This window comes from Stenotrophomonas sp. PS02300 (genome assembly GCF_029959395.1).
GTDB classification, from domain to species: Bacteria; Pseudomonadota; Gammaproteobacteria; order Xanthomonadales; family Xanthomonadaceae; genus Stenotrophomonas; species Stenotrophomonas maltophilia_AD.
In genome coordinates, this window is record NZ_JASCOP010000166.1 from 1 (window position 1) to 7,023 (window position 7,023).

Consider the following 7,023-nt stretch of genomic DNA (forward strand, 5'->3'; position numbering starts at 1 on the left):
TTGGCGGGACACGCCGTAAACCCATCCTTGGGGGCTTGTAGAAAACATCCATGTTTTCTACAGTCCCGCCAACCCGCCCCCGCCGGCCCGCCCAAGTCGGGCTGGCACCGAAGGAAACAGCGGGTCGCAGCGCCGGTAGGGTCGCATCCCGATCGACCGCCGATGGCAATGCAACGCGCGGTGGGGCATGAAAATCCCCCACGCCGCGCATCACCACTCTCGATCAATACGCCACGGTCGCAATCGTCCGCACGTACTGCGGCTTCTCGATCTCACTCACGAACGCATCGGCGTAGTCGGCGTAACTGATCCGGCTGTGGCCATCGGCGCCAACCAGGAACTGCTTGGCCTGGGTACGGAAACCACCCTTCTGCGGCCCCGGGCCGATTTCGGCCGCCGGCGAATAGAACGTCCAGTCCAGGTCATCCACCTTCTGCAGCAGGTTGAACGCTTGGCGCGCAGCCAGGGCAACGGGCTTGTACGCATCGGGGAAGCCTTCGGTATCGACCAGCTGCACGCCGGGGGCGACTTCCAGGGTGCCGGCGCCGCCGACCATCAGGAAGCGCGGCACGCCGGCCTGGCGGGCGGCCTTGACCAGTTCGGCGGTGACGGTGGTGACGGTGGCCGGGTCATCGCCGGGGCGCGGGCCGAAGGCGCTGGCCAGGACGTGGTGGCCGGCGATCACGGCGGCCAGGGCGTCGGTGTCGTCGAGGGCGGCGACGGCGAGCTGGGCGCCATCGAGTTCGGCCGGCAGGCCGCTGTCGCGGCGGACGATGGCGGTGACCTGGTGGCCGCGGGCCAGGGCCTGGCGGGTGATTTCACGGCCGATGTTGCCGGTGGCACCGATGAGGGCGATCTTCATGGGGCAGGGTCCGTTGAGGGAGGAAGGCCAGCATATGCGCCTGAAAGCGGACGAAAAACCGCGTATAACGGCCTAATTTGTTGCGCGGATCGATCAAATGGACCGGCTGACGGCGATGCATGTGTTCGTGGAGGTGGCCGAGCGCGGCAGCCTGACCGCTGCGGCGGAGGCGTTGGACATGTCGCGGGCGATGGTGACGCGGTACCTGGCGGAGGTGGAAACGTGGCTGGGGGCGCGGCTGCTGCACCGGACCACGCGGCGGATCAGCCTGACCGGGCCGGGGGAGGCGGCGCTGCTGCGGTTCCGGCAGATACTGGCCATCGGGGATGAGCTGCAGGGCGAGGTGGCCAGCGACAACCCGGAGCCGCATGGGCTGTTGCGGGTGACGGCGAGTGTGTCGTTCGGGCAGCTGCACCTGGCGGCGGCGGTGGCGGAATTCGTGCGGCGGCACCCGCTGACGCGGGTGGAGCTGTTGCTGGTGGACCGGGTGGTGAACCTGGTGGAGGAGCGGGTGGATGTGGCGGTGCGGATTTCGCGGGCGATCGATCCGAGCCTGATCGCGCGGTGGCTGGCGCCGTGCCGGTCGGTGCTGTGCGCGGCGCCTTCGTACCTGGCTGAGCGGGGCACGCCGGCCAGTGCCGATGCGTTGGCGGGGCACAACTGTCTTACCCATCACTATGTGGGGAAGAGCGTGTGGCAGTTGCAGCGGCATGGGCGTGCGATTTCGGTGGCGGTGGGCGGCAACATCAGTGCCAATGAGGCATCGTTGTTGCTGGAGGCGGTGCGGGCGGGGGCGGGCATTGCGATGTTGCCGACGTACCAGATCGCGCCGCTGCTGCGTTCGGGTGAGCTGGTGGAGGTGTTGCCGGAGTACCAGGTGGAGGAGATGGGCATCCATGCGGTGTATGCGTCGCGGCGGCAGCTGCCGGCGTTGATGCGCAGCTTTTTGGATTTCCTGGTGGAGCGGTTTGCGGGGGAAGAGTTCCTCGCGCGGATCTGATCCCGCGCGGTGCCGGGCTGCACGCAGCCACGCAGGGCGTGGCTCTACAATCAGCATCCCCACATGTTGTAGAAGCGATCCTTCCCTTGACGTATCCCTACCCGCTGGTGATCTTTGATCTGGACGGCACGCTGGTCGACAGCGCGGCCGATATCGCCGAGGCGCTCAACCGCACGTTGGAAGACTGGCAGCTGCCGCGCGTGCCCGAAGCTACCGTGCTGACCTGGATCGGCGATGGCGTTCGCCGGCTGGTGGAGCAGGCGTTTACTGCGGCACGCAGTGACATCGACCTGGATCGGGTGATGCCCGGTTTCATGCGCCATTACGAGGAATGCCTGCTGCGCAGCCCGCGATTGTTCGACGGGGTGGTGCCGGCGTTGCAGGCGCTGCGCGAGCGCGAGGTGGTGATGGCGATCTGCACCAACAAGCCGTCGGCGATGGTGGCGCCGCTGTTGGCGCACCTGGGCGTGCAGGAGTTCTTCGCGATGGTGCTGGGTGGCGATTCACTGCCCGAGCGCAAGCCCAGCGGCGTGCCGCTGCGGCATATCGCCGAGGCGTTCAAGGTCGCGCCGGGTGACGCGTTGATGGTGGGTGATTCGATCACCGATTACCGCGCCGCGGTGGACGCGGGCATGCCGGTGGCGCTGGTCCGCTATGGGTATCCGCGTGGGTTGGATCTGGATACGGTGGACGCAGTGGCGGTGGTGGATGACCTGCGGGCGTTGCCGGGGTTGTAACGTGTGCCCCCACACGCGGTAGGGCACGCAGAGAACGGCAGGAGCCGTTCTCAACGTCGCAAGGCGACGGCCCGCAGGGTGACCGGCAGGACGCCGGTCATACCGTTGGTCGTGCCCCACGCCATGTCATTTCGGCTGGTAACGCACGCTCAGGCGGTACTCGCGGCCCGGCTGGTTGTACCAGGCCACCGTTTCATAGTCGCGGTCGAACACGTTGCTGACCCGGCCCAGCACCGACCAGTCGCGGCTGAGCGCGTATTCCAGGCGCAGGTCCAGCGTGCCGTAGCCGGCCAGGCGCACGCTGTTGTCGGCGTTGTCGTAACGCTTGCCGGCGCCGAACGCGGTGACGCCGGCGCGGAAGCCACCGAAGCGGCGGTCGATGTCCAGGCGCGCGGTGTCCTGCGCGCGGCGGGCGAGCCAGTTGTCGAACTGGGCGCTGCCGTCGGTGCGGTTGCGCGGGTCGGTGTGGCTCAGCTGCGCGCTGAGGTCGAACCCGGCCACGGTCAGCGAGCCGGTCAGCTCGGCGCCACGGATCCGTGCCTTTTCCACCTGCGACATCATGAAGGTGGTGGCGTCGTAGGTGATCAGGTCATCGATGCGGGTTTCATACACATCCAGGCCCCAGCGCCAGCTGTCGCCCTGCTGGGCGATGCCGAGGTTGGCACTTTTGGACTTCTCCGGGTCCAGCCCGGGCACGCCGCTCCACGGGTCGTACAGGTCGCTGAAGGTCGGTGCCTTGAACGCGGTGCCATAGCTGGCGTTGAGGCGGAAGCCGCCGCCCAGTTCCATGCCCCAGCCGAGGCTGCCGGTGGTGTGGTTGCCGAACTGTTCGTTGTCGTCGTTGCGCACGCTGGCCTGCAGGTGGTGCGCGCCGAAGCGGCCCTGGTACTGCACGAACACGCCGGTGTTGTCGCGGCTGTCGACCAGGTAACCCGCGCTGCTGCCGTCGAGGTTGTCCTGGCTCCAGTCGACGCCGGCGCTGAGCAGCTGGCCGTCGGCGAGGCCCACGTCGGCCTGCACCGAGGCGCTGTCGCGGTGGGTCTGCGCCGCACCGAGCCAGGTGTCGCCGTTGTAGTTGTCGGATTCGTTGTCGGCGCGGCCGACGTTGGCGGTCAGGGTGAAGCGCTCGCCCGGGGTGTAGCGGACCTTGCCGCCCAGCACCTGCTGCAGCGTCTCGGAGTAGTTGTAGTAGCCGTCGTAGTGGTTCTCGCCTTCGGCGCGCAGGGCGGTGCCTTCGACGCTGAGGGTGTCGGTCAGCGTGTAGCCGCCGCGCAGGCTCATCGATAGGTTGCGGTACCCGTCGCGGTCGGGTTCGTTGGCGCCGCAGCCGGCGAAGGTGACCGGATCACCGTTGCAGGAATTGATGCCGTCGGTGTGCTGGTAGGCGATGTCGGTGCCAAACCAGCCGCGCTTGCCGGTGCCACCGAAGCCGCCGCTGGCTTCGCGCAGGCCATTGCTGCCGCCGCCCAGCTGCAGGTGCGGGGCGAAGTCGCCGGCATTGCGGCGGGTGAAGATCTGGATCACGCCGCCGATCGCGTCCGCGCCATACAGGCTGGACTGCGGGCCGCGCACGATTTCCACGCGCTCGATCTGCGCCAGCGGCAGGTCCTGCAGCATGGCCAGGCCGAGGTCGCCGGTGTTGATGCGCACGCCATCGACCAGCACCAGGGTGTGGGCCGAGTTGGTGCCGCGCAGGAACAGCGAGCTCTGCTTGCCCAGCCCGCCGCTGTTGTTGAGGTTGATGCCGGCGCGGCCGCGCAGCAGGTCCTGCAGCGAGGGCGCCTGGCTGCGCTCGATCTCGGCGCGGTCGATCACCTGCGCCGGCGAGATGCTGTCCTGCAGGGCGATCGGGGTACGCGTGGCGGTGACCAGCACCTGGTCCAGTGCGGTGGCCTCGTCCTGTGCGGCGGCCACGAGGGGCAGCGCCGACAGCACGGCGAGGGAAAGAAGGCGGATCTGCAGCTTCATCGTTGACTCCAAACACCGCGCACGCCCGCGCGGCAAGGGTGGGGGAGGCGGTCAACGGAGGCAGGGACGGTGGGCGGGCGCAGGCACGGCGCCGCTTGCCGCCGCCATGCCCGCCGCATCGCAACCAGTCGTCTTCCAGGCCGGTCTCCGGGCTCGCGGGCCGATGGCGGACCATCGCACCAGGCGCCTTCCCATGCTTGCGCACAGTGGCATGTTGCCTGGCTTCCACGCTTACCGTTGCGGGGGCAGCGCCGGAATGGCAGCAGGCAGGACCTGTTGCGTCACCGGCTTCCCGTTTCAACCTGCCGGCTTGCGCCGCAGGTCACCTGAAAGTGCGCGCAGTGTAGAGCAAAGCCCGGCCGCCGGCGCAGTGCCAGGCCGGGGCGGTGCGACGCCACCGGTTAGAATGCGCCTCGCTTTTTGACGTGGTTGCAGTACCTATGATCCTGGACCTGATCCGGCACGCCGCCACCGGCCGCGACGACCACCTGGATGGACGCACCGATCCGCCGTTGGACGTGCAGGGCACCGATCTGATCTGCGCGCGCCATGCCGACCTGCAGTGGCAGCGCGTGCTGAGTTCACCGCGCCAGCGTGCGCTGGACACCGCCCATGCGCTGGCGCTGCCGCGCGGGCTGGAGGTGATCGCGGACGAGGAGTGGGAGGAGCTGGATTTCGGCGACTGGGATGGCCAGCCGCTGGAGGCGCTGCCGATGCACGCGCTGCAGGCATTCCACCTGGACCCGCATGCGAACCCGCCGCCGCATGGCGAAAGCTGGGGCCACTTCGAGCGCCGCATTGCGCGCGCATTGCATCGGTTGCTGGATGAGCCCGAGCCGGTGCCGACGCTGATCGTCAGCCATGGTGGCCCGCTGCGGATGGTGCTGTCGCAGGTGTGCGGGCTGCCGATGGCGATGTGCTGGGCGCTGCGCATCGACCACGGTACGCGGCTGCAGCTGCGGGTGGAGCGGGAAGAGGGCGAGCTGTGGGGCGAGCTGCTGGAGCTGCGTAGAGCCACGCCCTGCGTGGCTGACTGAACCTGGCACCGCGCGCAGCCACGCTACCAAGCGTGTTCCGTGGCGATGCGGCCAGCCACGGGCGCGTGGCGACGCGTTGGGCGAACTGGCGCCCGACGATCACTCGGCGCGGCGTGGCTCTACGTCCGGTCTTCGTTGTCCAATTCGAAGGGTGCTTCGTCGCCTTCGTCATCGTTGGCCACGGTGCGGTCATACACCGGGCCCGACGCCGGCGGCGCCTTCTTCAGCGGCTTGTCGGCGATGATCGCGTCGTATTCGGCCACCAGCTCGGCGCGGCGCGCTTCGGGCAGTTCCTGCCAGTGGCAGTCCTGCAGCGCGCCTTCGAGCGAATAGAGCAGGTTGAGGCTGGGTTTGAAGCCGGCGCGGCGTACCTTCACGAACGCGCCCACCGACCCGGCCGCGGCCAGGTCTTCGGCGGTGCGCAGACCGACCTGGCGCAGCCAGGCCGCGCTCTTGGGGCCGATGTTGCGCAGCTTGGTGCTCATCCCAGGGCCTCGACGAACACCGCGGCAATGGCTTCCAGCCCGGCCTGGTCGTCGGCATCAAAGCGGGCCAGCACCGGGCTGTCCAGGTCGAACACGCCGATCAGGGTGTCGCCGTGGACCAGCGGCACCACCAGTTCCGAGCGCGAGGCCGAATCGCAGGCGATATGGCCCGGGAACGCGTCCACGTCTTCGATGCGCTGGGTCACCCGCTGCGAGGCGGCCGCGCCGCACACGCCCTTGTCCAGCGGAATGCGCACGCAGGCCGGTAGGCCCTGGAACGGGCCGACCACCAGTTCGGTGCCGTCGAAGAGGTAGAAACCCACCCAGTTCAGCTGCGGCAGCGCGTGGTAGACCAGCGCGGACAGGTTGGCGGCATTGGCAATGCGGTCGCGTTCACCGTGCACCAGGGCGCGGGCCTGGGCCAGCAGCTGGCCGTACTGTTCCGGCTTGCTGCCGGTGAGCGTGGAAGTATCGAACATGGCCGCAGTCTAGCAAGCGCGGCCGTCAGCCGGACCCACCGGCGGCGGAACGCTGATAATGGGTGCCCCTGTTCATCGGTCCGGCCATGTCGTCCCCTGCCTTCCCTGCCGCGTTCTACGTCACCGGTACCGACACCGGTATCGGCAAGACCTTCAGCAGCTGCGCCCTGCTGCACGCGCTGCGCCAGCGCGGCCGCCGCGCGGTGGGCATGAAGCCGGTGGCCAGCGGCTGCGAGCAGACCGCCGAGGGGCTGCGCAACGAGGATGCCACCGCACTGCTGGCCGCCAGCGACCCGGCCCCGGCCTATGCCGACCTCAACCCCTACGCGTTGCCGCTGCCGCTGGCCCCGGAGCTGGCCGCCGCGGCGGCCGGGGTGACGCTGTCGCTGGCGCCGATCGAGGCGGCCTTCGCCCGCCTGCGCGCGCAGGCCGCCACGGTGGGGGTGGAAGGCGTG

8 protein-coding genes and 1 riboswitch are annotated in these 7,023 nt (G+C 69.0%); of the genes, 4 read left to right on the plus strand and 4 right to left on the minus strand.

Translation table 11 applies throughout. From position 1 onward, the window contains the following. Positions 1 to 223: 223 nt before the first annotated feature. On the minus strand, positions 224 to 862 hold the full coding sequence (locus QMX79_RS19045) for an NAD(P)H-binding protein (protein ID WP_282248172.1): 639 nt from the start codon (positions 860 to 862) through the stop codon (positions 224 to 226). Positions 863 to 959: 97 nt separating this feature from the next. Between QMX79_RS19045 and QMX79_RS19050 the strand changes: the two genes are divergently transcribed. Further along, entirely contained in the window at positions 960 to 1,862 is a 903-nt protein-coding gene (locus QMX79_RS19050; protein WP_282248173.1) for a LysR family transcriptional regulator, read from the plus strand. An 86-nt stretch (positions 1,863 to 1,948) separates the two neighbouring features. After that, positions 1,949 to 2,599: a phosphoglycolate phosphatase gene (gene gph, locus QMX79_RS19055; RefSeq protein WP_282248174.1), complete on the plus strand. Its 651-nt coding sequence runs from the start codon at positions 1,949 to 1,951 to the stop codon at positions 2,597 to 2,599. A gap of 126 nt (positions 2,600 to 2,725) precedes the next feature. Here the strand turns inward: gph and btuB are convergent, their stop codons facing one another. Then, positions 2,726 to 4,567, minus strand: a complete 1,842-nt coding sequence (btuB, locus tag QMX79_RS19060; protein WP_282248175.1) for a TonB-dependent vitamin B12 receptor — start codon at positions 4,565 to 4,567, stop codon at positions 2,726 to 2,728. A gap of 120 nt (positions 4,568 to 4,687) precedes the next feature. Further along, positions 4,688 to 4,912, minus strand: a riboswitch (cobalamin riboswitch). Positions 4,913 to 5,007: 95 nt separating this feature from the next. Between btuB and QMX79_RS19065 the strand changes: the two genes are divergently transcribed. Further along, positions 5,008 to 5,604: a histidine phosphatase family protein gene (locus QMX79_RS19065; RefSeq protein ID WP_282248176.1), complete on the plus strand. Its 597-nt coding sequence runs from the start codon at positions 5,008 to 5,010 to the stop codon at positions 5,602 to 5,604. A gap of 119 nt (positions 5,605 to 5,723) precedes the next feature. Here the strand turns inward: QMX79_RS19065 and QMX79_RS19070 are convergent, their stop codons facing one another. Continuing rightward, complete coding sequence (locus QMX79_RS19070) at positions 5,724 to 6,089, minus strand: TfoX/Sxy family protein (protein WP_282248177.1); 366 nt, start codon at positions 6,087 to 6,089, stop codon at positions 5,724 to 5,726. After that, the gene (locus QMX79_RS19075; protein WP_068848998.1) at positions 6,086 to 6,568 is read right to left on the minus strand and encodes a GAF domain-containing protein; all 483 of its coding nucleotides are present in this window, start codon (positions 6,566 to 6,568) and stop codon (positions 6,086 to 6,088) included. The genes QMX79_RS19070 and QMX79_RS19075 overlap by 4 nt, the downstream gene beginning before the upstream one ends. Before the next feature lie 86 nt (positions 6,569 to 6,654). On the opposite strand from QMX79_RS19075, the gene bioD reads away from it, so the two are divergent. Beyond that, positions 6,655 to 7,023, plus strand: a 369-nt coding sequence (gene bioD / locus QMX79_RS19080; protein WP_282248178.1) for an ATP-dependent dethiobiotin synthetase BioD, incomplete at its 3' end; no start/stop codon positions are given.